21 protein-coding genes and 1 pseudogene are annotated in these 22,529 nt (G+C 70.7%); 13 read left to right on the plus strand and 9 right to left on the minus strand.

The window, feature by feature from the left end:
* The first annotated feature begins 26 nt into the window (after positions 1-26).
* The 8 genes from ACIPFH_RS02505 (at position 27) to ACIPFH_RS02540 (ending at position 8,247) form a co-directional block, all read left to right on the plus strand.
* Entirely contained in the window at positions 27-2,165 is a 2,139-nt protein-coding gene (locus tag ACIPFH_RS02505; RefSeq protein ID WP_401822270.1) for a PhoH family protein, read from the plus strand.
* A gap of 13 nt (positions 2,166-2,178) precedes the next feature.
* Positions 2,179-2,676 carry an rRNA maturation RNase YbeY gene (gene ybeY / locus ACIPFH_RS02510; RefSeq protein ID WP_401822272.1) on the plus strand — a complete coding sequence of 166 codons (498 nt, stop codon included), beginning with the start codon at positions 2,179-2,181 and terminating at the stop codon, positions 2,674-2,676.
* Complete coding sequence (locus tag ACIPFH_RS02515) at positions 2,673-3,980, plus strand: hemolysin family protein (protein WP_401822275.1); 1,308 nt, start codon at positions 2,673-2,675, stop codon at positions 3,978-3,980. Before ybeY ends, ACIPFH_RS02515 begins: the two co-directional genes overlap by 4 nt.
* Before the next feature lie 95 nt (positions 3,981-4,075).
* Positions 4,076-4,435 (plus strand): MmcQ/YjbR family DNA-binding protein, encoded by a 360-nt coding sequence (locus ACIPFH_RS02520; RefSeq protein WP_401822276.1) that lies wholly within the window; start codon positions 4,076-4,078, stop codon positions 4,433-4,435.
* A 56-nt stretch (positions 4,436-4,491) separates the two neighbouring features.
* A complete protein-coding gene (locus ACIPFH_RS02525) occupies positions 4,492-4,845 on the plus strand; it encodes a cytidine deaminase (protein WP_356249280.1) in 354 nt (117 codons plus the stop codon).
* A 272-nt stretch (positions 4,846-5,117) separates the two neighbouring features.
* Positions 5,118-5,594, plus strand: a complete 477-nt coding sequence (locus ACIPFH_RS02530; RefSeq protein WP_401822279.1) for a hypothetical protein — start codon at positions 5,118-5,120, stop codon at positions 5,592-5,594.
* Between the two features lie 171 nt (positions 5,595-5,765).
* Positions 5,766-7,106: a beta-xylosidase gene (locus ACIPFH_RS02535; RefSeq protein WP_401822282.1), complete on the plus strand. Its 1,341-nt coding sequence runs from the start codon at positions 5,766-5,768 to the stop codon at positions 7,104-7,106.
* A gap of 136 nt (positions 7,107-7,242) precedes the next feature.
* On the plus strand, positions 7,243-8,247 hold the full coding sequence (locus ACIPFH_RS02540; RefSeq protein ID WP_401822284.1) for a WxL protein peptidoglycan domain-containing protein: 1,005 nt from the start codon (positions 7,243-7,245) through the stop codon (positions 8,245-8,247).
* A 54-nt stretch (positions 8,248-8,301) separates the two neighbouring features.
* On the opposite strand, the gene ACIPFH_RS02545 is transcribed toward ACIPFH_RS02540, so the two are convergent.
* Positions 8,302-8,640, minus strand: coding sequence for a P-II family nitrogen regulator (locus ACIPFH_RS02545; RefSeq protein ID WP_328481948.1), 339 nt, complete (start codon positions 8,638-8,640; stop codon positions 8,302-8,304).
* Positions 8,637-9,947, minus strand: coding sequence for an ammonium transporter (locus tag ACIPFH_RS02550; RefSeq protein ID WP_401822287.1), 1,311 nt, complete (start codon positions 9,945-9,947; stop codon positions 8,637-8,639). Before ACIPFH_RS02550 ends, ACIPFH_RS02545 begins: the two co-directional genes overlap by 4 nt.
* Positions 9,948-10,121: 174 nt before the next feature.
* On the opposite strand from ACIPFH_RS02550, the gene era reads away from it, so the two are divergent.
* On the plus strand, positions 10,122-11,075 hold the full coding sequence (gene era / locus ACIPFH_RS02555) for a GTPase Era (RefSeq protein ID WP_356249269.1): 954 nt from the start codon (positions 10,122-10,124) through the stop codon (positions 11,073-11,075).
* A gap of 15 nt (positions 11,076-11,090) precedes the next feature.
* On the opposite strand, the gene ACIPFH_RS02560 is transcribed toward era, so the two are convergent.
* Positions 11,091-11,939, minus strand: coding sequence for a helix-turn-helix transcriptional regulator (locus ACIPFH_RS02560; RefSeq protein ID WP_401822290.1), 849 nt, complete (start codon positions 11,937-11,939; stop codon positions 11,091-11,093).
* 125 nt (positions 11,940-12,064) lie between these two features.
* On the opposite strand from ACIPFH_RS02560, the gene ACIPFH_RS02565 reads away from it, so the two are divergent.
* A complete protein-coding gene (locus ACIPFH_RS02565) occupies positions 12,065-12,922 on the plus strand; it encodes an NAD(P)-dependent oxidoreductase (RefSeq protein ID WP_327182995.1) in 858 nt (285 codons plus the stop codon).
* A 109-nt stretch (positions 12,923-13,031) separates the two neighbouring features.
* Here ACIPFH_RS02565 and ACIPFH_RS02570 read toward each other — a convergent pair whose 3' ends face one another.
* The 4 genes from ACIPFH_RS02570 to ACIPFH_RS02585 all read right to left on the minus strand — a co-directional run bounded on the left by ACIPFH_RS02570 (position 13,032) and on the right by ACIPFH_RS02585 (position 17,093).
* Positions 13,032-14,291, minus strand: coding sequence for an MFS transporter (locus tag ACIPFH_RS02570; protein ID WP_401822292.1), 1,260 nt, complete (start codon positions 14,289-14,291; stop codon positions 13,032-13,034).
* Positions 14,288-15,610, minus strand: a complete 1,323-nt coding sequence (locus ACIPFH_RS02575) for a GH1 family beta-glucosidase (protein ID WP_401822293.1) — start codon at positions 15,608-15,610, stop codon at positions 14,288-14,290. Before ACIPFH_RS02575 ends, ACIPFH_RS02570 begins: the two co-directional genes overlap by 4 nt.
* Positions 15,611-15,734: 124 nt before the next feature.
* Positions 15,735-16,001 (minus strand): protealysin inhibitor emfourin, encoded by a 267-nt coding sequence (locus ACIPFH_RS02580; RefSeq protein ID WP_401822296.1) that lies wholly within the window; start codon positions 15,999-16,001, stop codon positions 15,735-15,737.
* Between the two features lie 21 nt (positions 16,002-16,022).
* A complete protein-coding gene (locus ACIPFH_RS02585; RefSeq protein ID WP_401822298.1) occupies positions 16,023-17,093 on the minus strand; it encodes a M4 family metallopeptidase in 1,071 nt (356 codons plus the stop codon).
* Between the two features lie 366 nt (positions 17,094-17,459).
* Between ACIPFH_RS02585 and leuA the strand changes: the two genes are divergently transcribed.
* Positions 17,460-19,181 (plus strand): 2-isopropylmalate synthase, encoded by a 1,722-nt coding sequence (gene leuA, locus ACIPFH_RS02590; RefSeq protein ID WP_356249256.1) that lies wholly within the window; start codon positions 17,460-17,462, stop codon positions 19,179-19,181.
* Between the two features lie 186 nt (positions 19,182-19,367).
* The gene (locus tag ACIPFH_RS02595; protein ID WP_401822301.1) at positions 19,368-20,063 is read left to right on the plus strand and encodes a TerB family tellurite resistance protein; all 696 of its coding nucleotides are present in this window, start codon (positions 19,368-19,370) and stop codon (positions 20,061-20,063) included.
* 264 nt (positions 20,064-20,327) lie between these two features.
* Here ACIPFH_RS02595 and ACIPFH_RS02600 read toward each other — a convergent pair whose 3' ends face one another.
* The gene (locus ACIPFH_RS02600; RefSeq protein ID WP_401822304.1) at positions 20,328-21,299 is read right to left on the minus strand and encodes a hypothetical protein; all 972 of its coding nucleotides are present in this window, start codon (positions 21,297-21,299) and stop codon (positions 20,328-20,330) included.
* Positions 21,300-21,457: 158 nt separating this feature from the next.
* A pseudogene (locus ACIPFH_RS02605) lies at positions 21,458-21,946 on the minus strand (SigE family RNA polymerase sigma factor); the annotation flags it as partial.
* 80 nt (positions 21,947-22,026) lie between these two features.
* On the opposite strand from ACIPFH_RS02605, the gene ACIPFH_RS02610 reads away from it, so the two are divergent.
* Positions 22,027-22,494 (plus strand): protein phosphatase, encoded by a 468-nt coding sequence (locus ACIPFH_RS02610; protein ID WP_401822305.1) that lies wholly within the window; start codon positions 22,027-22,029, stop codon positions 22,492-22,494.
* The last annotated feature ends 35 nt before the right edge of the window (positions 22,495-22,529 follow it).

Below are 22,529 nucleotides of genomic sequence, written 5' to 3' on the forward strand. Positions count from 1 at the left end.
GGACGTAGAGGCCTTCGGGCCGGCCTATGACTCAGACACCCACAGCTCACACGCCCGCGCAGGGCAAGGCGAGAGCAGAGTTCACCGTTCCCGCCCAGCACCCCATGGTGACCGTGCTGGGATCCGGAGACTCCCTTCTGCGCGTGATCGAGACGGCCTTCCCGGCGGCCGACATCCACGTCCGGGGCAATGAGATCAGCGCGGTCGGCGACCCACGGGAAGTCGCTCTCGTCCAGCGCCTGTTCGACGAGATGATGCTGGTGCTCCGCACCGGGCAGCCGATGACGGAGGACGCAGTGGAACGCTCGATCGCCATGCTGCGGGCGAGTGAGAACGGGACGAGTGACGGCCAGGAGACCCCGGCCGAGGTTCTGACACAGAACATCCTGTCCTCGCGCGGTCGCACCATCAGACCCAAGACCCTCAACCAGAAGCGGTACGTCGACGCGATCGACAAGCACACGATCGTCTTCGGCATCGGCCCCGCGGGCACCGGCAAGACCTACCTGGCCATGGCCAAGGCGGTCCAGGCCCTCCAGGCCAAGCAGGTCAACCGGATCATCCTGACCCGCCCGGCGGTCGAGGCGGGGGAGCGGCTGGGATTCCTCCCGGGCACCCTGTACGAGAAGATCGACCCCTACCTGCGCCCGCTGTACGACGCGCTGCACGACATGCTCGATCCGGACTCGATCCCGAAGCTGATGGCGGCCGGGACGATCGAGGTGGCGCCGCTGGCGTACATGCGTGGACGCGCCCAGCCGCGGTTCACCAACGTCCTGACGCCGGACGGCTGGCGGCCCATCGGTGACCTTCAGGTCGGTGACCTGGTCATCGGCTCGAACGGCGAGCCGACGCCGGTTCTCGGCGTCTACCCGCAGGGTGAGAAGGACATCTACCGTGTCACCGCGCAGGACGGATCCTGGACACTGGCTTGCGGCGAGCACCTGTGGACGGTCAGAACGCGCGACGACGCGCGACGCGACAAGCCCTGGCGGGTCCTGGAGACCCAGGAGATGATCGGCAAGTTGCGGGCGGCGCACGCGCGCCGGTACGAGTTGCCGATGCTCACAAGCCCGGTCTGCTTCCCTGAGCGCGACATCCCCATGGACCCGTATGCGCTGGGGTTGCTGCTGGGCGACGGCTGCCTCACGGGTTCCACCACGCCGTCCTTCGCGACCGAGGACCCGGAACTGGCCGAGGCGCTGGGAGCCGCGCTTCCCGGAGTCGCGGTGCGGCACAAGGGCGGGCCGGGCTACGTCCTCAATCGGATCAAGTCCCCTGGTGACGTCGTGACCCTGGAGAACCCGGTCACTCGGGTTCTGCGCGAGCTGGACCTGCCGCGCACGCGCTCGTACTCGAAGTTCATTCCGGACGACTACCGATACAACTCCGCCGAAGTGCGACTGGCCGTCCTCCAGGGCCTTCTCGACTCCGACGGCGGTCCCGTCACGCAGAAGGACCGCACCTGCCGGATCCAGTACACGACGACGTCGATCCTGCTCCGCGACGACGTGATCGCGCTGGTGCAGTCGCTGGGCGGAGTCGCGTACACCCGCCGCAGGGCGGCCGACGGCCGAAAGCCGGGCCTCGCGAAGGGCCGGGACGTCGCGCACCGCCGCGACGCCCACATCCTCGACATCCGCCTCCCCGAAGGCATCGAACCCTTCCGTCTCGCCCGCAAGCGCGACAAGTACCTCGCGGCCGGAGGCGGCGGGCGCCCAACGCGCTTCATCGACTCGATCGAGCCCGCGGGCAGGGAGGAGACCGTATGCATTCAGGTGGCCGCCGAGGACTCCCTCTACGTCACCACGGACCACCTGCTGACGCACAACACCCTGAACGACGCTTTCATCATTCTTGACGAGGCCCAGAACACGAGCCCCGAGCAGATGAAGATGTTCCTCACCCGGCTCGGCTTCGAATCGAAGATCGTGATCACGGGCGACGTGACCCAGGTCGACCTGCCGAACGGCGCCAAGTCCGGTCTGCGTCAGGTCCAGGACATCCTGGAGGGGCTCGACGACGTCCACTTCTCCCGCCTGTCGTCCCAGGACGTCGTCCGGCACAAGCTGGTCGGCCGTATCGTCGACGCGTACGAGAAGTACGACAGCACCAACGGTACGGAGAACGGCACCCACAAGGGCGGCCGTAACAAGCGGAAGTAGACAAGCCAGCACCATGTCGATCGACGTCAACAACGAGTCCGGAACCGAGGTCGACGAGCAGGCGATCCTCGACATCGCCCGCTACGCGCTCGCCCGGATGCGCATCCACCCGCTCTCCGAGCTCTCGGTGATCGTCGTGGACGCCGCCGCCATGGAGCAGCTGCACATCCAGTGGATGGACCTGCCGGGGCCGACGGACGTCATGTCCTTCCCGATGGACGAACTGCGTCCGCCGTCGAAGGACGACGACGAGCCCCCGCAGGGCCTCCTCGGCGACATCGTGCTGTGTCCCGAGGTCGCCGAGCGGCAGGGCAAGGAAGCGCCCACGGAGCACTCCATGGACGAGGAGCTGCAACTGCTCACCGTCCATGGAGTGCTGCACCTGCTCGGCTACGACCACGAGGAGGCCGACGAGAAGGCCGAGATGTTCGGTCTCCAGGCGGCTATCGTCGACGGCTGGCGTGCGGAGAAGGGCATGACCGGCCCGTCCCCGGCGCCGACCGTCTCATGAGTCCCACCCTCGTCGCCGGCGCGATCGCCCTGGTCGTCGTCGCCTGGCTCGCCGCCTGCGCGGAGGCGGGCCTGGCGCGCGTCTCCAGTTTCCGCGCCGAGGAAGCCGTACGTTCCGGTCGGCGGGGCAGCGCCAAGCTGGCGCAGATCGCCGCCGACCCCACCCGCTATCTGAACGTGGCGCTGCTGGTCCGCGTCGCCTGCGAGATGGCGGCGGCCGCGCTGGTCACCTACGCCTGCCTCCAGGAGATCGACGGCACGACCCCGGCCCTGTTCGCGGCGATCGGCGTGATGGTCCTCGTCTCGTACGTCGCCGTCGGCGTGTCCCCGCGCACCATCGGCCGCCAGCACCCGCTGAACACCGCGACGGCCGCCGCGTACGTGCTCCTCCCGCTGGCACGGATCATGGGCCCGATCCCGTCGCTCCTGATCCTCATCGGCAACGCGCTGACCCCCGGCAAGGGCTTCCGCCGGGGGCCCTTCGCCTCCGAGGCGGAGCTGCGCGCCCTGGTCGACCTCGCCGAGAAGGAGTCCCTGATCGAGGACGACGAGCGCCGCATGGTGCACTCCGTCTTCGAGCTCGGCGACACCCTCGTACGTGAGGTCATGGTCCCGAGGACCGACCTCGTCGTCATCGAGCGGTACAAGACCATCCGACAGGCCCTGACCCTCGCCCTGCGCTCCGGTTTCTCCCGCATACCGGTGACCGGGGAGAACGAGGACGACATCGTCGGCATCGTGTATCTGAAGGACCTGGTCCGCAAGACGCACATCAGCCGGGACGCCGAGGGCGAGCTGGTGTCGACGGCGATGCGGCCCGCCGCCTTCGTCCCCGACACCAAGAACGCCGGCGACCTGCTGAGGGAGATGCAGCGGGACCGCAACCACGTCGCCGTCGTCATCGACGAGTACGGCGGCACGGCCGGCATCGTCACGATCGAGGACATCCTCGAGGAGATCGTCGGGGAGATCACCGACGAGTACGACCGTGAGCTCCCGCCCGTGGAGGAACTCGGCGACGACCGTCACCGGGTCACCGCCCGCCTCGACATCACCGACCTCGGCGAGCTGTACGGCCTCGAGGAGTACGACGACGAGGACGTGGAGACCGTGGGCGGGCTGCTCGCGAAGGCGCTGGGCCGGGTGCCCATCGCCGGGGCGTCCAGCATGGTCGACCTGCCGGACGGGCGCGCGCTGCGGCTGACGGCGGAGGCCGCGGCCGGCCGCCGGAACAAGATCGTCACAGTGCTGGTGGAGCCGGTGGAACCCGCGCACCGGCCGGAGGGCGAGACGAAGCCGGAATGACGGGCGCACGCGAATGACGGGCGCACGTGAATGACGGACGTACTCGCATGACGGACGCGCCGACGGCGTGAGTGACGGAGTGATGGAGTGATGGAGTGACACCTCAGGCACTGCGCGCCCTGTGCCTGTCCTTCAACGCGGCGGTGGAGGATTTCCCCTTCCGGCCGGAGATCTCGGTCTTCAAGGTCGGCGGCAAGCTGTTCGCGCTGACGACCCTGGACGCGCGGCCCCTGACGGTCAACCTCAAGTGCGACCCGGACGACGCGGTGCGCCTGCGCGGGGAGTACGAGGGGCTGATCGTCCCCGGGTATCACATGAACAAGCGGCACTGGAACACGGTGAGGGTCGACGGAGGGCTCCCGGAACGGCTGGTGCGGGAGCTCGTCGAGGACTCCTACGACCTGGTCGTCGCCGGGCTGCCGCGGGCCGAGCGGCTGCGGCTCGACCGGCCCTGAGTCCGCCCCACGGCCGCGCCGCCCGAGCCCGGGTCGGTTCTTCGTATGCTCGGGGCATGACCGACAGCAACGCGCTCGACCCCGAGGACCGCAAGATCGTCACCCTGGCCCGCTCCGCGCGGGCCCGCAACGGTGTGCCCGAGGGGGCCGCCGTACGGGACGAGACAGGACGTACGTATGTCGCGGGGACGGTGGACCTGCCGTCGCTGCGGTTGAGCGCGCTGCAGACGGCGGTGGCGATGGCGGTGGCCTCGGGGGCGAAGTCGCTGGAGGCGGCGGCGGTGGTGACCGCGTCGGAGGCGGCCGCCGAGGCGGATCTGGCCGCTGTACGGGATCTCGGTGGGGCGGGGACCCCGGTGCTGGTGGCCGCGCCGGACGGGACCGTCCGTCTGACCGTCTCCGCAGGCTGAAAACCGACCGTTTCCGTGGGCTGACGGCGGTCCGGAACACCCCGGAGGCAGAGCCGAGCAGCCCGCGGCGGGCCGGCCCCAGGTAGGCCTGTTTTCAACCTTGCAGTTTCCGTATCGCTCGCGCATCAATGGAACCGCAAGTTCCGACGGACCGTCAGATTTGGACCCGGGCAGGGTGTCCGCACCCATCCCTCCCGGGCGGTGGTCCGTCGGCATCTCCCGTCCATCCACCCCCCACATGGATTCCCGTAATCGGGAAGGGAGCGGATCCCATGAGAGGCAAGCGAATCGGATCAGGTGCGGCAATGCTGGCCGGGGCCCTCGCGGTCACCGGGCTGGCCCTGGCACCCTCGGCTGTGGCCGTCACCCCGCTGACGGCCACCGTCACCGCCAACTGCGGTCTCTTCGGAGGCGGCGCAGCCACCCTCACGGCCACCCAGACGGGCACGGCCGCCACCCTCAAGCTGACGTCCACCGCGATCAGCACGCCGATCTCGATCGGCGCGAACAGCATCAGTTCCACGCTCACGATGGCGAACTCGACCGGTGCCGCGAGGGTCTTCTCGGGCACCGTGAACCCCGCCATGCCCGCAGGCTCCTCGATCACGGTCGGTCCGCTCAACGGGACCGTGGCCTCCGGTGACAGCCTGGACTTCTACGGCGGCTCCCTGAAGATGGTCGTCTTCGGGATCACCGTCACCTGTACGACGAGCGGGGCGCAGGCGCCGGGCCCGTTCGTGTTCAGCTGATAGCGGTTGGAAACTGAGCCAACAGGCCGTCGGTTTCCTGGCGCGACCAGGAAGCTGACGGTCCATCAGTTCACCGCGTGATGTGCATTGACTTCTCACGCGATCCGCACCTCAATGCCCCCTGTCGGCGCAGAAGAGCCGCTGCGCCCGCACCCTGGAGGAGGGGGCAACATGGGTTCACCCCGAAGTTCCGGAAGTGCCCGAGGTTCCCGAAGACGGCGCTGGGCGTCGTTGCTCGGGGCGACCGCGCTGGCGGTCACCGCCGGAGGGGCGCTGGCGGCCCCGGCCGGCGCCGCGTCCAACGTGGACTTCGCCACGCACTGCATCCCGCCGGCGATCGCGGGTCTCCCGCCGATCGACGGCACCACCACCGCGAAGATCACGGCGGACCCCGCGAATCCCAAGGTCGGCGACATCGTCACCGTCGTCTACACCGTGGTCTCGCCCGCCGCGAGCAACCCCACCGACCTGGCCCTGCCGGCCGACATCATGACACCGACGGGCAAGGTCGTCCTCGGTGGCGCGCAGACCGGCACCGTCACGGTCACGGGGCCGAAGAAGAACGACCCGGTGCCCGGCAAGGGCGTCTTCCCGTCGTTCTCCATGACCGGCACGTTCACGGTCACCGCCCCCGGCGAGATCACGTTCTCGCCCGGTGACTACAACATCCACACCAGCTACATCCTGGAACTGGACACGCCCTGCACGGTGACCAACCCGCCCGCTCCGGTGTCGGAGACGGTCGTCGTCGCCGACAACCCGCCGGCCAACACCCGCGCCATCTCGCTGGGTTCGGCCTCCGGGAGTCCGGGCGCGGCCGTCGCCGTCACCGGCAGCGGCTTCACGGCGGGCGCGACCGTCACGCTGGCCGGGCGCTCCGCGTCCGCCCTGACCGCGGACACGGCGACCGTGACCGCGGACGCGCAGGGCGGCATCTCCGGCTCGCTCGTCGTCAACGACCTCACCACGACCGGTGTCGTGGCGTACGAGGGTGGCGCGTGGAGCTCGGAGAAGAGTGCCGGACCCGCCGCGTACGTCGTCATCGACGACCAGCCCGTACCCGAGGGCAGCCAGAGGGTGACCACCACGGTCCGGGCGGGCACGCTGTCGATGTCCCAGGCCGGGGACGCCGTCCAGCTGTCCGGGGTCGACTTCGGTCAGGGCGGGGCCTCGACCGGCGCACTTCAGACCGTGACCGTCAAGGACTTCCGCGGCGGACCCGCGGGCTGGTCCCTGACCGGCAAGGTCACCGACTTCAGCGGTCCCGGCGCCAAGATCGACGCCGGCAAGCTGAGCTGGACGCCCGGGTGCACCACCAAGGCGGGCAGCCCGAGCACCTGTCAGGCCGGTTCGGCGGGCACGGTAGGCGCCTCAGGGGCGACCCTGGCGTCCACACCCGACGGCACGGCCACCGGCGGCGAGTTCACCGCCAACGCCCAACTGTCCCTCGACGTACCGTCGTTCACGCCTCCGGGCACCTACGCCGGCGTCCTGACCCTCACGCTCACCTGAGCGTACGCACCACGTCCACCGGTGGCCGGGCGCCCGCCCCACAGGTCCGCACCCGCCCGTCCACCCAACCGTCGAAGCCCGTTCGCCGGGCCCGGTCATCAGGGCCCGTTCGCCGTTCGCCGGGGGGTCCGCACCCATGCGCAAGCCGTACGCCCTTCTCCTGCCGCTCCTGCTGTTCCTCACGCTCGCGGCCCCCGCCCACGCCGCCGACAACGGCAGCTGGTCCGTCTATCCCGTCTCCTCGGCCGTCGCGGCGCGGCCCTACTTCTATGTCTCCGCCGATCCCGGTCAGACGATCGAGGACAAGGTCGTCGTCGCCAACAAGACGGACGAGCCCCTCACCTTCCGGCTGTACGCGGCCGACGCCTACAACACCGCCCGCGACGGCGGGTTCGCCGTGAAGTCGCTCGGCGAGAAGATGCGGGGCGTGGGCGCCTGGGCCGAACTGCCCAAGGACCGGGTCACCGTGCCCGGCCGCAGGACGGTCACCGTGCCGTTCACCGTCCGGGTGCCCGAGGGCGCCGAGCCGGGCGACCATCCGGGAGCGATCGTCGCCCTCGACGAACGGGTCGAGAAGGGCGACGGCGGGGTCGCGCTCGGGGTGCAGCGCGCCGTCGGCGCCCGCGTCTACCTCCAGGTCGGCGGCCCCACACTGCCCGCGCTCGCCGTCGAGAACGTCAGGGTCAGCCACGACCAGCCGCTGGTGCCCGGCCTCGGCGACAGCACGGCGACCATCTCCTACACCCTGCACAACACCGGAAACGTCACCCTCGCCCCCCGGGTGCGGCTGAAGGCGAGCGGCCTCTTCGGCCGCACCCTCCTCACCCGAGACCTGACGAAGATCCCCTCCCAACTCCTCCCGGGCCAGCGGGTCCGCCTCACCGAACGCTGGACCGGCGCTCCCCAGCTCGACCGGACCAACATCAGGCTGACGGCGAGCGCCGAGAACACGAGCGAGTCGGCGTCCGCGTCGTTCGTGTCGGTGCCGTGGCTGGTGGCGACGGTCGTGGCGGCGGGAATCGGCATCGGGGCGTGGCTGATGATCAGGCGGCGACGAAGGCGCCCGGAAGGGGCGCGGGGAACCGCGGAACCGGCCCCCGCTCACCCGCGGACGAAGATCGGTCAGACCGCCGGAGGCTAGAGCGCGACCGGCCCCCGCTCAGCCGCGGACGAAGATCGGTCAGACCGCCGGAGGTTAAAGCGCGTCCGGCCCGCGCTCACCCGTCCGGACCCGCACGACCGTCTCGACCGGCAGCGCCCACACCTTGCCGTCACCGATCTTCCCGGTGTGCGCGGCCCGCACGATCGCGTCGATCACGGCGTCGGAGTCCGCGTCGTCGACGACGACCTCGATGCGGACCTTGGGCACGAGGTCGACCTGGTACTCGGCGCCCCGGTACACCTCGGTGTGGCCGCGCTGCCGGCCGTAGCCGCTTGCCTCGGTCACGGTCAGGCCGTGCACGCCGAGCTCCTGGAGGGCCGTCTTGACCTCGTCGAGGCGGTAGGGCTTGACGATCGCGGTGATGAGCTTCATGCCTGTGGCTTGACCTTCTGGGCGGAGGGGACGGAGTGCGCGGACACCGGGGCGCCATGGCCCAGGACGCCGTGATCGTATGCCGTCTCGGCGTGCACCGTAAGGTCCAGGCCGGTGTGCTCGTGGTCCTCGTCCGCCCGGAAGCCGATCGCCCTGTCGAGGAGCTTGCCGATGCCGTACGTGACGGAGAAGGCGTACGCCGACACCACGGCCACGGCGACCGACTGCTTGCCGAGCTGGGCGAGCCCGCCGCCGTAGAGGAGGCCTTCGGCGCCGCCGGTCATGGTGTCCACCGCGAAGACGCCGATGAGGAGCGTGCCGATGACCCCGCCGACCAGGTGGACGCCGACCACGTCGAGGGAGTCGTCGTAGTTCAGCCTGAACTTCCAGCTCACGGCGTAGGAACAGACGACACCGGCGGCGAGGCCGACGACCAGCGCACCGAGGAGGGAGACCGAGCCGCAGGAGGGCGTGATGGCCACGAGGCCCGCGACCGCGCCGGACGCCGCGCCCAGTGTCGTCGGGTGGCCGTCGCGCTTCTGCTCGACGAAGAGCCAGCCGAGCAGACCGGTGCAGCCGGCGGCGAGGGTGTTGAGGAAGGCGGCGGCCGCCAGACCGTTCGCGCCCAGTGCGGAACCCGCGTTGAAGCCGAACCAGCCGAACCAGAGCAGCCCCGCGCCCAGCATCACCATGGGCAGGTTGTGCGGACGCATCGCGTCCTTCTTGAACCCCAGACGCGGGCCCAGGACCAGGCACAACGCCAGTCCCGAGGCCCCCGAGGTGATCTCGACCGGGAGGCCGCCGGCGAAGTCGAGGGCGCCGAGCCCGTCGAGGATCCAGCCACCGGGACCCCAGACCCAGTGGGCGACGGGAACGTATACGAGGAGCGCCCAGACCGGTACGAAGACCAGCCACGCGCCGAACTTCGCCCGGTCCGCGATAGCACCGCTGATCAGGGCGGCCGTGATGATCGCGAAGGTGAGCTGGAAGGTGGCGAAGAGGAGCGTGGGCACCGTGCCCTGCACGCTGTCCGGCCCGATGCCCGCCATCCCGGCGTGCTCCAGCCCCCCGATCAGCCCGCCCCCGGCGTCGTCGCCGAAGGCCAGGGAGTAGCCGGCGGCCAGCCACACCACCGTGACCAGCGCGATCGACACGAAGCTCATCATCAGCATGTTGAGCACGCTCTTCGTGCGGACCATGCCGCCGTAGAAGAGGGCCAGGCCCGGGGTCATCAGCAGGACGAGGGCGGTGGCGGCGAGCAGCCAGGCGGTGTCGCCGGTGTTCGCGTGGGCGGCGGCCAGAGTCACGGGGTCTCCAACGGTGCGGGGGGCTCGTCAGAGGTTCACCGGTTCTGGTTTCCGGTCGCGTACAGGTGTGTTTCCGTGACGTTTCGTTGCGTGGAGGTTTCCGGGAGCTCACCGGGGAGGGGGTTGCCGCTCGTGTGTGCGGCGGGGCTTCGTGGATCAGGGAGAATGGGGGCCATGAGCGTTCGTAACCAGTCATCCGAGCAGTCGGCCGAGTCCGTACACCGTGCCGGCTTCGCCTGCTTCGTGGGTCGTCCCAACGCGGGCAAGTCCACCCTCACGAACGCTCTGGTCGGGAAGAAGGTGGCGATCACCTCGAACCGTCCGCAGACCACGCGGCACACGGTGCGAGGCATCGTGCACCGCCCGGAGGCCCAGCTGATCCTGGTCGACACGCCGGGCCTGCACAAGCCGCGCACCCTGCTCGGCGAGCGGCTCAACGACGTCGTACGCGCCACCTGGGCCGAGGTCGACGTCATCGGCTTCTGTCTGCCGGCCAACGAGAAGCTGGGCCCCGGCGACCGGTTCATCGCCAAGGAGCTGGCCGGGATCAAGCGGACGCCGAAGGTCGCGGTCGTGACGAAGACCGACCTCGTGGACTCCAAGGCGCTCGCCGAGCAGCTCATCGCGATCGACCAGCTCGGCAAGGAGCTGGGGTTCGAGTGGGCGGAGATCGTGCCGGTCTCGGCGGTCGGCGACCAGCAGGTCGGGCTGCTGGCGGACCTGCTCGCCCCGATGCTCCCGGAGAGCCCGCCGCTCTACCCCGAGGGCGACCTGACGGACGAGCCCGAGCAGGTGATGGTCGCCGAGCTGATCCGCGAGGCGGCGCTGGAGGGCGTACGGGACGAGCTCCCGCACTCCATCGCGGTGGTCGTCGAGGAGATGCTGCCGCGAGAGGACCGTCCGGCGGAGAAGCCGCTGCTCGACATCCACGCGAACATCTACATCGAGCGCCCCAGCCAGAAGGGCATCATCATCGGCCCCAAGGGCAAGCGCCTGAAGGACGTGGGCATCAAGTCCCGCAAACAGATCGAGGCGCTGCTGGGAACGCCGGTCTTCCTGGACCTCCATGTGAAGGTCGCCAAGGACTGGCAGCGCGACCCGAAGCAGCTGCGCAAGCTGGGGTTCTGAGGCCGTCAGGGGCTTTCAGACCGACTGCGGGGACATGTCCTGGAGCCCGACCACCCGGAGCAACCGGAGCCGTTCGTAGGCCTCCGTGCCCGGGCGGGCCGTGTGGATGACCAGGAGCTGGTGGTGCTCGTGGCTGAGCAGGACCTCGCAGTCCAGTTCCAGCAGGCCGACCAGCGGGTGCAGGAAGCGTTTCGTCGCCTTGTGGCGCAGGGATACCTCGTGTTCGTCCCAGAGACGGGCGAACTCCTCGCTCGACGAACGGAGTTCGGCGACCAGCGCGGCCGGCTCGGGGTCGTCGGGGCGGGCGGCGGTCACCGCGCGCAGGTTGGCCACCTGGGCGCGGGCGTGGTCCGGCCGGTCCTCCGCCGGGAACAGGCTGCGGGCCTGCGGATCCAGGAAGTAGAGACGGAGCAGGTTGCGCTCGCGCCGGGGGCGTGACATCACATCGCGGGTCAGCGCCCTGCCCATCGCGTTCTGGGCCAGGACCTCGCCGCAGTCGGTCACCACCTGCGCCGGTGTGTCGTGCAGGCGGTCCAGGATCAGCATCAGGCCGGGCGGGACGTGCGCCGACGCCGTCTCGCGGCGCGGGGGCTCCTCGCCGGTCAGGTGGAACAGGTGGTCGCGCTCGTCGTCGGTGAGGCGCAGGGCGCGGGCCAGCGCCGTCAGCATCTGGCGTGACGGTCGCGGGCCCCGGCACTGTTCCAGACGCGTGTAGTAGTCGACCGACATGCCCGCCAACTGGGCCACCTCCTCGCGGCGCAGTCCGGGCGTACGGCGGCGGGCTCCCGACGTCAGACCCACGTCCGACGGGCTCAGACGGGCCCGGCCGCGGCGCAGGAAGTCGGCGAGTTCGGTTCGGTTCACCCCTCCAGGCTGCGGCAGGCCGCCCGTCTTATCCAGGGACTGCCGGTCCCCTGATCGACGGGTCTCTCCCGGTCGTCCCGGCTCCGTCCGAGGCTGGTGGCTCCGACCAAGAGGAGTGGATGACGATGTTGACACTGGTGACGGGTACGACGGGACAGGTCGGCCGGCGCTTTGTGCCGAGGCTGCTGGCGCAGGCCGCGGCGGGGGAGAGGGTGCGGGTCCTGGTGAGGGACGCGGCACGGGGGGAACGCTTCGCGGAGCTGGGCGCCGAGGTCGTGCTCGGGGACCTGCGGGACGCGGAGGTGCTCGGCAAGGCGGTGGCCGGGGTGGACGCGGTCGTGAACGTCGCGGCGTCCTTCCGCGGGGTGCCGGACGAGGAGGCGTGGGCAGTCAACCGGGACGCGGCGGTGGAACTGGGCCGCGCCGCGCTGGCCTCGGGTGTGCGGCGCTTCGTGCAGGTCAGTACGGGGCTGGTGTACGGCCTCGGGCGGGGCCGCCCGCTGGTCGAGGACGACGAGGTCCGGCCCGGCGGCGGCGCGATGTGGGGCGCCTACCCCGAGGCGAAGGGGGTGGCCGAGCGGGAGCTGTTCGCGCTGGACGGCCTGGACGTGCGCGTCGGCCGCCTCGCCTTCGTCTACGGCGAGGGCGATCCGCACCTCGCCCAGTCGCTGATGTGGGCCGGCAACTGGGCGGCGGCCCAGCGGCTGCACATGGTCCATCACGTGGACGTCGCCCAGGGACTGCTGCGTCTCCTGCACGCGCCGGGAGCCGCCGGCCGGGCCTACAACATCGCCGACGACGCCCCCGTCACGGCGGTCGAACTGCACCAGCTCAACGGGGTCGACGTGCCCGCCGAGCTCTACGAGCGCACCGACCCCGACCCGTTCTTCCAGCTGACCTCCACCGAACGCATCCGCCGCGAACTCGGCTTCCGTCCGCTGTACCCCAGCGTCTACGCGGCCCGGGACGCCGGAGCCCTCTAGGTTTTCCAGGCGCTCCGGACCCTGCCGGTGCCCAAGAGCCTTCCGGCGCTCCGGGCCGGCGCTCCGGACAGGCACCCCGGACCCTCAGGGAAGGCACTCCGCCCCGAGGTCAGTCCACCCCCCGGATCCGCCCCACCAGCACCGCCCCCGCCAGCCCGACGACGGCCGCCACCAGGTACAGCACCCGGTAGCCGCCCAGGTAGGTCACGATGGGCGCGGCGAGGGCGGGGGCCGCGACCTGGGGCAGGGAGTTGGCCACGTTGATGACGCCCAAATCCTTGCCCCGGTCCCCGGCCTTCGGCAGCACGTCCGTCATCAGCGCGAAGTCGACCGACGTGAACACGCCGAAGCCGATGCCCAGCACCGCCGCCGCGACGATCGCGCCCGGCCAGGTCTGCCAGGCCGCGAGGCCCGCCGTCGCCACCGCCATCAGCACGCCCGACCAGATCACGAACGGCTTGCGCCTGCCGACCCGGTCCGACCAGACGCCACCGACGACCACCGTGGCGAGCAGCGTCAGCCCGTTCACCGCTGTCAGGATCAGCACGCCCTGCTCGGGGTCGGAGTGGTGCAGGCGGTCGCGCAGGTAGTAGAGGAGGTACAGCAGCACCAGCGCGTTGCTCAGGTTCATCAGGAACCGGGTCAGCCACGCCCAGCCGAGGTCGGGGTAGGTGCGCGGGCTCAGCCAGAACCCGGCCGCGAAGCCCCGCCAGGACCACGCCGGCCGGTCCTCCACCGCCAGCCGCAGATCCTCGTACCGCAGCACGTACGGCAGCACACCCAGGGTCGTGAACACCGCGCACGCCACGTATCCCGCCCCGACGCCCCCGGCGGCCGTCGCGAGCCCCGTGCCGCCGACCACGCCCAGGATCTGCGCGGCGCCCAGCCAGCCGCCCACCGAGCCGCGTTGGTGCCGGGGGACCCGGTCGGGGACGGCGGCCGTCACCGCCGCGAAGGCCGCGTTCAGCGTCAGCTGGACCAGGCACCAGCCCACCGCCATGGTCCAGACGCCGTCCGCCCCCGCGAGCAGCAGGAGCGAGAGGGCGCCGCCCGCCGTGCCCGCCACGATCCACGGCGTACGGCGGCCCCGGCGGGACGTCGTACGGTCCGACAGGGCGCCGAAGAGGGGGTTCGCGGCGAGTGACGCCACCGCGCCCACGCCCGTCACCCAGGCCAGCATCGTCTCCTTCGACATGCCCGAGCCGGGTGCGAAGTCCTCGGCCTGGGAGGCCAGCAGGATCTGGAGGGGGCCGTACCAGCCCACCCAGATGGCCCCGTTGGCGAGGGACAGGGCCGACGTCCAGCCCCGGCCCACCCGCTCCACGGGCTCGGCCAGGGCGGCTGCCGGGGCCCTGTCGGCCGTCGTCATCTCTGCGCCCGCAGGACGTCCCGCAGCCAGGCGTACGACGCCTTCGGGGTCCGTGTCAGGGTCTCGAAGTCCACGTGGACCAGGCCGAAGCGGCGCGCGTACCCCTCCGCCCACTCGAAGTTGTCGAGCAGCGACCACACGAAGTAGCCGCGTACGTCGACGCCCGCGTCCACCGCCCGGTGCAGGGCGCGCAGATGACCGTCGAGGTAGGCGATCCGGTCCTGGTCGTCGAGGCCCTCGTAGCTGCAGCCGTTCTCCGTGATGACGACCGGGGGCAGCCGGTCTCCGTAGCGGTCGCGGAAGGTGGTCAGGAGTTCCGTGAGGCCCTCCGGGACGACCGGCCAGCCGAAGTCCGTCACCGGGACGCCCTCGATCTGCTGGACGGAGAACGGGAGTTCGGCCGGCATGCGGATGCCGCCGAACTCGATCTCCGTGCCCTGCGGAGCGCCCACCTTCGTCGGGGCGTAGTAGTTGATCCCGTACCAGTCGAGCGGCTCCGAGATCACCTTGAGGTCGGCCTGTACGTCCCCCGGCATCAACTCGCCGAGCCCTTCCGGGTATGCGCCCAGGAGGACCGGCTCGGCGAACAGTCTGTTCAGCAGGACGTCGTAGAAGGCGGCCGCCTCCAGGTCGGCGGGCTCCTGGGAGGCCGGCCAGGTCGGGCCGTGCGAGTTGGCGATGCCGATGTCCGTGGCGCCGGCGGCGCGCAGGGCCTGGACGGCGAGGCCGTGGCCCAGCAGCTGGTGGTGGGCGGCCGGGAGCGCGTCGAACAGGAGCTGCTTGCCGGGGGCGTGGGTGCCGAGCGCGTGCCCCAGCAGGGTGTGCTCGGCGGGCTCGTTGATGGTGATCCACTTCTGCACGCGGTCACCGAGGCGTCCGGCCACCACCGACACGTACTCGGCGAACCGGGACGCGGTGTCCCGCTCCAGCCAGTCGAGCCCGACCGGCAGGTCCCAGTGGAAGAGGGTCGGGGCCGGGCGGACGCCGGCCGCGCAGAGCTCGTCGACGAGCCGGTCGTAGAAGTCGAGACCGGCGAGGGAGTTCACCCTCGGCCACGAGATCGAGAACCGGTAGACGTCCACGCCCAGGTCCGCCAGGAGCGCCACGTCCTCGGGGTAGCGGTGGTAGTGGTCGCAGGCCACCGCCGCCGTGGAGCCGTCCTTCACCCGTCCCGGCTCGGCCGTGAAGGTGTCCCAGACGGAAGGTTCGCGCTCGTCCGCCGCGCCCTCGATCTGATGCGCCGAAGTGGACACGCCCCACAGGAAGTCTGCCGGGAACCGGGGCATCGGGTTCGCCGCGTCACGCGGATCGTTCACCATGGGCGGGATCATCCTTACCGATGGGTAAGGAAGTCAACGTCCCGGCGTGAACTGCCAGTTATGCCCCTCCTGCGAGCCCCCTCAAGCCTCCTCAAGCCCCCGTCGAGCACCTTGCGAGCCCCTCTCAAGCACCTTCCTTCAGCACCCGCGAGATCAGCTCGCGCTGCTCCTGGGTGAGCCGGGGATCGGCCGCGTACACCGTCCTGCCGTCCACGGTGATCTCGTAGCTGAAGCCGTCCGGTACGCCGGTCGAGGGCGCGCCCCGGCCGGCGGCGACCGCCCGCTCGGCCAGGGCGTGCCATTCGGGGGCGTCGGGCCGTGCCGAGGTGTCCACCTCGGCACGGCGCTCGATGCCCGCGAACCCGCCCGTGCGACTCACCTGTATACGCATGGGTCCCTGTCTATTACGGACTCAGAGAATCCGCACCCCCACCTGCTCCCACGCCTTCTCCACGGCCTGGAGCTCCTCCCCGCCGTCGCCGAAGCGCTCACGCGCGGCCTTCAGCGTCAGCTTGGCGAAGTCGGTGAAGAATGCCCGGTCGGAGAGCTCGCCGCCGGTCAGCACGTCGTACCAGAGCTGGCCGGCCTTCTCCCAGGCGTGACCGCCGAGGGCGGTGGCGACCAGGTAGAACGCGTGGTTCGGGATGCCGGAGTTGATGTGGACGCCACCGTTGTCGCGGCCGGTGCGGACGTACTCGTCCATCGTCGCGGGCTGCGGGTCCTTGCCGAGGACGTCGTCGTCGTACGCGGTGCCGGGCGCCTTCATGGAGCGCAGGGCGGTGCCGGTGACGTTCGGGGCGAGCAGGCCCGCGCCGATCAGCCAGTCGGCCTCGGCGGCGGTCTGGCCGAGGGAGTACTGCTTGATGAGGGAGCCGAAGACGTCGGACATCGACTCGTTGAGGGCGCCCGGCTGGCCGTTGTAGGTCAGGTTGGCCGTGTACTGCGTGACGCCGTGGGTGAGTTCGTGCCCGATGACGTCGATGGAGTTGGTGAAGTCGACGAAGATCTCGCCGTCACCGTCGCCGAACACCATCTGCTCGCCGTTCCAGAAGGCGTTGTTGTAGCCCTCGTCGTAGTGGACGGTGGCGTCGAGGGGCAGGCCGTCGCCGTCGATGGAGTGGCGCCGGTAGGCCTTGAGATAGAGGTCGAAGGTGGCGCCGAGCCCGGAGTAGGCGCGGTTGACGGTGCTGTCCTGGCCGGGGTCCTGACCCTCGGCGCGGACCTTGGTGCCGGGCAGGGATGTGCCGTGCTCGGCGTCGTAGAGCGTGCGCAGCGGCCGGTCCGAGGGCGCCCTCACCGTCGGGACGGCCGCGAGGCCGTACTCGGTGGTCACCTGGCGGCGGATGCGCAGCTCGCCGTCGCGCACGATGGTGCGCTGCGCGGGACCGGCGACAGCGGGGTCGTCGTTGCGTGCCAGCCGGTCGAGGAGGTGCGGCGGTACGACGGTGCAGAAGACGGGCTCGAAGCCCCCGTGAGTCGTCATGCCCGGCACCCTTGCACTGCGTCATACCGCTGTCACCACCCGCAACCATGATTGGTGAAATACGGTGACAAAGGGTCCTGGGCTGCTACGCCGGGTGGTATGGCGAATGGGCACCAAGTGGCGTGGCGCACGTTATGTACCTTTTCCTATGGTTCATTCTTCCGGTCCCGCATACTGGAACGAACCCGCGCGACGGAAGCGGCTCCGCTAGGCTGCGGAGCACTATGCATTTCGGGCTGCTTCTCCTTAGCTGCCGCGGCGAGGGCCTGTAGTCGAGGCCGACCCCCTCCCCGCGGTGCTAGGTGTTGCGCGTCGGCCGTCCTTCCGCCCGGACATTCTCCGGTCACCCCGAGGAGCCCACGCCCCATGGCGAACCGCCAGCAGCCCAGCCAGATGCCGATCCACAAGTACGGACAGTACGACCAGGTCGACATCCCCGACCGCACGTGGCCGAACAAGCGGATCACCGCCGCCCCCCGCTGGCTCTCCACCGACCTGCGTGACGGCAACCAGGCCCTGATCGACCCCATGTCGCCCGAGCGCAAGCGCCGGATGTTCGACCAACTGGTCAAGATGGGCTACAAGGAGATCGAGGTCGGCTTCCCGGCCTCCGGTCAGACCGACTTCGACTTCGTGCGCTCGATCATCGAGGAAGAGGGCGCGATCCCGGACGACGTCACGATCTCCGTACTGACCCAGGCCCGTGAGGACCTGATCGAGCGGACCGTGGAGTCCCTGAAGGGCGCCAGGCGCGCCACCGTCCACCTGTACAACGCCACCGCCCCCGTCTTCCGCCGGGTGGTCTTCCGCGGGTCCAAGGACGACATCAAGCAGATCGCCGTCGACGGCACCCGCCTGGTGATGGAGTACGCGGAGAAGCTGCTGGGCCCGGAGACCGAGTTCGGCTACCAGTACAGCCCCGAGATCTTCACCGACACCGAACTGGACTTCGCCCTCGAGGTGTGCGAGGCGGTCATGGACGTCTACCAGCCCGGCCCGGGCCGCGAGATCATCCTGAACCTGCCGGCCACCGTCGAGCGCTCCACCCCCTCCACCCACGCCGACCGCTTCGAGTGGATGAGCCGCAACCTCTCCCGCCGCGAGCACGTCTGCGTCTCGGTCCACCCGCACAACGACCGCGGTACCGCCGTCGCCGCCGCCGAGCTGGCGCTGATGGCCGGCGCCGACCGCGTCGAGGGCTGTCTGTTCGGGCAGGGCGAGCGCACCGGCAACGTCGACCTGGTCACCCTGGGCATGAACCTGTTCTCGCAGGGCGTCGACCCGCAGATCGACTTCTCCGACATCGACGAGATCCGTCGTACGTGGGAGTACTGCAACCAGATGGAGGTCCACCCGCGCCACCCGTACGTGGGCGACCTGGTCTACACGTCCTTCTCCGGCTCCCACCAGGACGCCATCAAGAAGGGCTTCGACGCCATGGAGGCCGACGCGGCCGCGAAGGGCGTCACCGTCGACGACATCGAGTGGGCGGTCCCGTACCTGCCGATCGACCCCAAGGACGTCGGCCGTTCCTACGAGGCCGTCATCCGCGTCAACTCGCAGTCCGGCAAGGGCGGTATCGCGTACGTCCTGAAGAACGACCACAAGCTGGACCTGCCCCGCCGGATGCAGATCGAGTTCTCCAAGCTCATCCAGGCGAAGACGGACGCCGAGGGCGGCGAGGTCACGGGCGGCGCCATCTGGGCCGTCTTCCAGGACGAGTACCTGCCGAACCCGGAGAACCCCTGGGGCCGCATCCAGGTCCGTAACGGCCAGTCGACCACGGACACCGACGGCATCGACACCCTGACCGTCGAGGCCACGGTCGACGGCGAGGACACCGTCCTGACCGGTTCCGGCAACGGTCCCATCTCGGCCTTCTTCAACGCCCTGGAGTCCGTCGGCATCGACGTACGCCTCCTGGACTACCAGGAGCACACGATGAGCGAGGGCGCCTCCGCGCAGGCCGCCTCGTACATCGAATGCGCGATCGACGACAAGGTCCTGTGGGGCATCGGTATCGACGCGAACACCACGCGTGCGTCACTGAAGGCGGTCGTCTCGGCCGTCAACCGCGCGACCCGCTGACCTGCCTGATCGGCACTTTCGAGGCCCTGACCGCTGTATACGGCGGTCAGGGCCCCGTCGTATATCGGCCATGCCGCTGTGGAGGTCACGGGAAGGTCTCGTCCTGGGTGCTGACTACACCTCATGGATGTGGCTAACATCACGGGGGCGCGCGGCGATGTTGCCGCGGGGTTACGGAGGTGCGACGTGCTGCCAGAACGGGGACGAGACGGCCGTGTCACCGGCCTTGCCCGCATCCTGGGCAACCGCACCGCGTGGACGCCCGCGGGCGACGGCGAGTTCTTCTGCCCGGGCTGCGGAGGCGACCGCAACTACCAGCGGCTGACCGGCCGGCGCCGCTTCACCTTCCTCGGCATGCCGGTCGTGCCGCGCGGCGAGACCGGTCCGGTCGTCGAGTGCGCCGCCTGCCGCCGCCACTTCGGCACCGACGTCCTCGATCACCCCACCACCATCCGCTTCTCGGCGATGCTCCGCGACGCCGTGCACACCGTCGCCCTCGCGGTCCTGTCCGCGGGCGGAGCCTGCGCCCGTACGTCCCTGGAGGCGGCGGCGGGCGCGGTGCGCGCGGCCGGCTTCGCCGACTGCACGGAGGAACAGCTCGCCGCCCTCGTCGCCGCCCTGGCCTCCGACACCGGCAACAGCTACGGCGAACCGTACGGCCCGGGCCTCGCCATAGAGCTCCACGAGGCCCTCGACCCGCTCGCCCCGCACCTCGCCGCGGTCGGCCGCGAATCGATCCTGCTCCAGGGCGCCCGGATCGCCCTGGCGGACGGCCCCTACACCCCGGCCGAGCGGGAGGTCCTCGCGACGGTGGGCGCGGCCCTGACGATCCACGCGGACGACGTGACCCGGCTGTTGGTGGCGGCCCGCACGCCCTCCTGACACTCCCTGGGAATCGGCCCCCAGCCGGTCGCCCCCGGCGGAGTTCCCGGACCCCCCAGGGCGCGCGGGACCGGGCCCGACCGGCCGACGCGGCGTACGGGTCGGGGCCGATGACACACGGCCGATGACACGCAGGCCGCCGAGCGCCGGCTGACGGGAGTGCCCGACAGACGCCCCGGGACGGACTTGCCCGGGACGGACTTGCCCGGGACGGAGACGCACCCAGGACAGACGCACCCGGCAGGCGTGCCGGGCAGGGAACGGCTAGGGCAGGGTGCGCCGGTACGTCGTGTCCTCGTCGGAGTCGTACACGAGCTTGCCGGAGCCGTCGTAGCCCTTGATGTGCGGGGCCAGAGTCACCTGCTCGTTCAGCATGCCGGCGGTGACGAACCAGCCGTGGTCCAGGGCGGCGGTCACCGGGCCGCCGTCGCCGTAGGAGACGGTCACCTTGGCCACCGACGCCTCGACGGTGCCGACGACCCCCCACCGGAACGGCAGTTTCCAGTTGCCCTTGTCGGCGAACGACTGCTGGTACAACTGCTCGCCGTTGCGGTCGACCACGACCGGGCCACTGCCCGGCGCCCCGGTGCTCGTGCCGGTGCTGATGCCGGAGGCCACACCGCCCTTGATGGAGCAGATCACCCAGCGGCCCGCCGGCCGCTCCTTCACCGCGGCGACGTAGAGGCCGTCCCCGGGGTCGTTGGAGTCGCCGGTGCTCTTGATCGCCAGGATGATCCGGTAGTCCTCGGGCTTGCCCAGATCCGCTGGACTCCCGGGCGGTCCGCCCTCGGCGTTCAGGCACTCCTCCAACCCGTCCGCCGCCTGCGCGAAGGTGATCCCGTCGAGCAACTGCCCGTCCGTGGCAGGCCGCGTGGGCCCGGCCGTCGTCCCGGCGGGTGTGCCCCCCGACGGGGACGGACTTCCGGCGCTTCCGGCGGTGCTCCCGGCCGTGCTGTGCGGGGCGCTGACCGACGGCTTCGGCGCCGCCGTGTCGGAGCTCCGCCCCCCGTTCCCCCCGGCCACGGCATACGCCCCCACCGGCACCGCGGCCAGCGTCATCAACGCCGCCCCGGTCACCGCGACGCGCCGCCGCCGCTCGGCCAGTCCCCGCCGCCGGATCGCCGGATACGGCGCCGGCGAGGGCCGGATGTCGTACGCGTCCTCAGCGAGCAGCTCACGCATCCGCTCCTCGAACCCGAAGTCCCCCCGGTCCACCTGCTCTCCCGAGCCGTTCACCTACTGCCTCCCCGAACTCGCCCCTGAATCTGACTGCGGCCTTGTCCCTGACCTTGGCCTTGACCCTGGCTCTGACCTTGGCCTTGACCCTGGCCCTGGCCCTGGCTCCGTTCCAGCCGCTGGTCCCGGCCCTGGTCACCGGACACCGTGCGACCGGCGGCCAGCCCCGGATGCATACGCAACTTCGCGAGCCCCTTCGACGCCTGGCTCTTCACCGTGCCGGGCGAGCAGCCGAGCACCTCGGCCACCTCCGCCTCGGACAGGTCCTCCCAGTACCGAAGCACCACAACCGCCCTTTGTTTCGGCGGAAGTTGGGCCAACCCGGCCAGCAGGGAGCCTCGTTCCTCCACCCGCCCGGCGCCCTCGTCGCGCCCCGCCCTCTCCGGCGGCGCCGCGGTCAGCGCCTCGGTGACCCGCCGCTTGCGGAACCGGTCACTGTTGCAACTGACCAGCATCCGTCGCACATACGCCTCGGGATTGTCGCTGCGCGATATCCGCCGCCACGACCGGTACGCCTTGGCCAGCGCGGTCTGCGTCAGGTCCTCCGCGTGGTGGACGTCCCCCGTGAGCAGATACGCGGTTCGCACGAGCCGGGACCACCGGGCTCTGACGAACTCCTGGAACCGGTCCTCTTGTTCGGCCTGCATCAAGCACCCTCCTCGCCCTCCAGACCACAGATTGCGCCGAATCGGTTGCCCGTGCCCCGTCACCGCGTTCGAATGGGGTGATGAAAAGCGACGCGTGGGCCTGGCGTGAAGGTCAGCCCGGAGTACTCGCACTGCCCTCCGGCCGCCTGGTCCGGGGCCGCGGCCTGCGCCGCCCCCTCGATCCGGCGGCCCCCACACCCGCGTACGGCGTCTACCTCCTGGGCGCGCGGCCCCCGCGGCCCCCCTGGGAGTCCCGCTGGCTCCGCTGGCCCGACTTCCGCCTCCCCAGCGACCGCGCGCAGGCCCGCGCGACCCTCACCGAGGCATGGCGCCGCGCGGCCGACGAGCGTGTCGAGATCGCCTGCGCCGGCGGCCGCGGCCGCACCGGAACGGCCCTGGCCTGCCTGGCGGTCCTGGACGGCGTACCCCCCGAGGAAGCGGTGCGGTTCGTCCGCCGCCACTACGACCGGCACGCGGTGGAGACGCCTTGGCAGCGGGGGTATGTGCGGGGGTTCGGGGGGCTCGGCGAAGCGGGTGGCCGGGCTTAGGAACATAGACTGGGGTGCCCCCGGACAGGGCGTAG

It is taken from the genome of Streptomyces sp. NPDC088157 (genome assembly GCF_044741545.1).
Lineage (GTDB): Bacteria > Actinomycetota > Actinomycetes > Streptomycetales > Streptomycetaceae > Streptomyces.

Bases quoted from the DNA above. Each gene is read 5' to 3' on its own strand.
- leuA (WP_356249256.1), top strand. From the start codon at position 17,460: ATGGCGAACCGCCAGCAGCCCAGCCAGATGCCGATCCACAAGTACGGA.
- ACIPFH_RS02570 (WP_401822292.1), bottom strand. From the start codon at position 14,291: ATGACGACGGCCGACAGGGCCCCGGCAGCCGCCCTGGCCGAGCCCGTG.
- ACIPFH_RS02545 (WP_328481948.1), bottom strand. From the start codon at position 8,640: ATGAAGCTCATCACCGCGATCGTCAAGCCCTACCGCCTCGACGAGGTC.
- era (WP_356249269.1), top strand. From the start codon at position 10,122: ATGAGCGTTCGTAACCAGTCATCCGAGCAGTCGGCCGAGTCCGTACAC.
- ACIPFH_RS02505 (WP_401822270.1), top strand. From the start codon at position 27: ATGACTCAGACACCCACAGCTCACACGCCCGCGCAGGGCAAGGCGAGA.
- ACIPFH_RS02610 (WP_401822305.1), top strand. From the start codon at position 22,027: ATGAAAAGCGACGCGTGGGCCTGGCGTGAAGGTCAGCCCGGAGTACTC.
- ACIPFH_RS02525 (WP_356249280.1), top strand. From the start codon at position 4,492: ATGACCGACAGCAACGCGCTCGACCCCGAGGACCGCAAGATCGTCACC.
- ACIPFH_RS02515 (WP_401822275.1), top strand. From the start codon at position 2,673: ATGAGTCCCACCCTCGTCGCCGGCGCGATCGCCCTGGTCGTCGTCGCC.
- ybeY (WP_401822272.1), top strand. From the start codon at position 2,179: ATGTCGATCGACGTCAACAACGAGTCCGGAACCGAGGTCGACGAGCAG.
- ACIPFH_RS02575 (WP_401822293.1), bottom strand. From the start codon at position 15,610: ATGGTGAACGATCCGCGTGACGCGGCGAACCCGATGCCCCGGTTCCCG.
- ACIPFH_RS02585 (WP_401822298.1), bottom strand. From the start codon at position 17,093: ATGACGACTCACGGGGGCTTCGAGCCCGTCTTCTGCACCGTCGTACCG.
- ACIPFH_RS02540 (WP_401822284.1), top strand. From the start codon at position 7,243: ATGCGCAAGCCGTACGCCCTTCTCCTGCCGCTCCTGCTGTTCCTCACG.
- ACIPFH_RS02565 (WP_327182995.1), top strand. From the start codon at position 12,065: ATGTTGACACTGGTGACGGGTACGACGGGACAGGTCGGCCGGCGCTTT.
- ACIPFH_RS02580 (WP_401822296.1), bottom strand. From the start codon at position 16,001: ATGCGTATACAGGTGAGTCGCACGGGCGGGTTCGCGGGCATCGAGCGC.
- ACIPFH_RS02530 (WP_401822279.1), top strand. From the start codon at position 5,118: ATGAGAGGCAAGCGAATCGGATCAGGTGCGGCAATGCTGGCCGGGGCC.
- ACIPFH_RS02535 (WP_401822282.1), top strand. From the start codon at position 5,766: ATGGGTTCACCCCGAAGTTCCGGAAGTGCCCGAGGTTCCCGAAGACGG.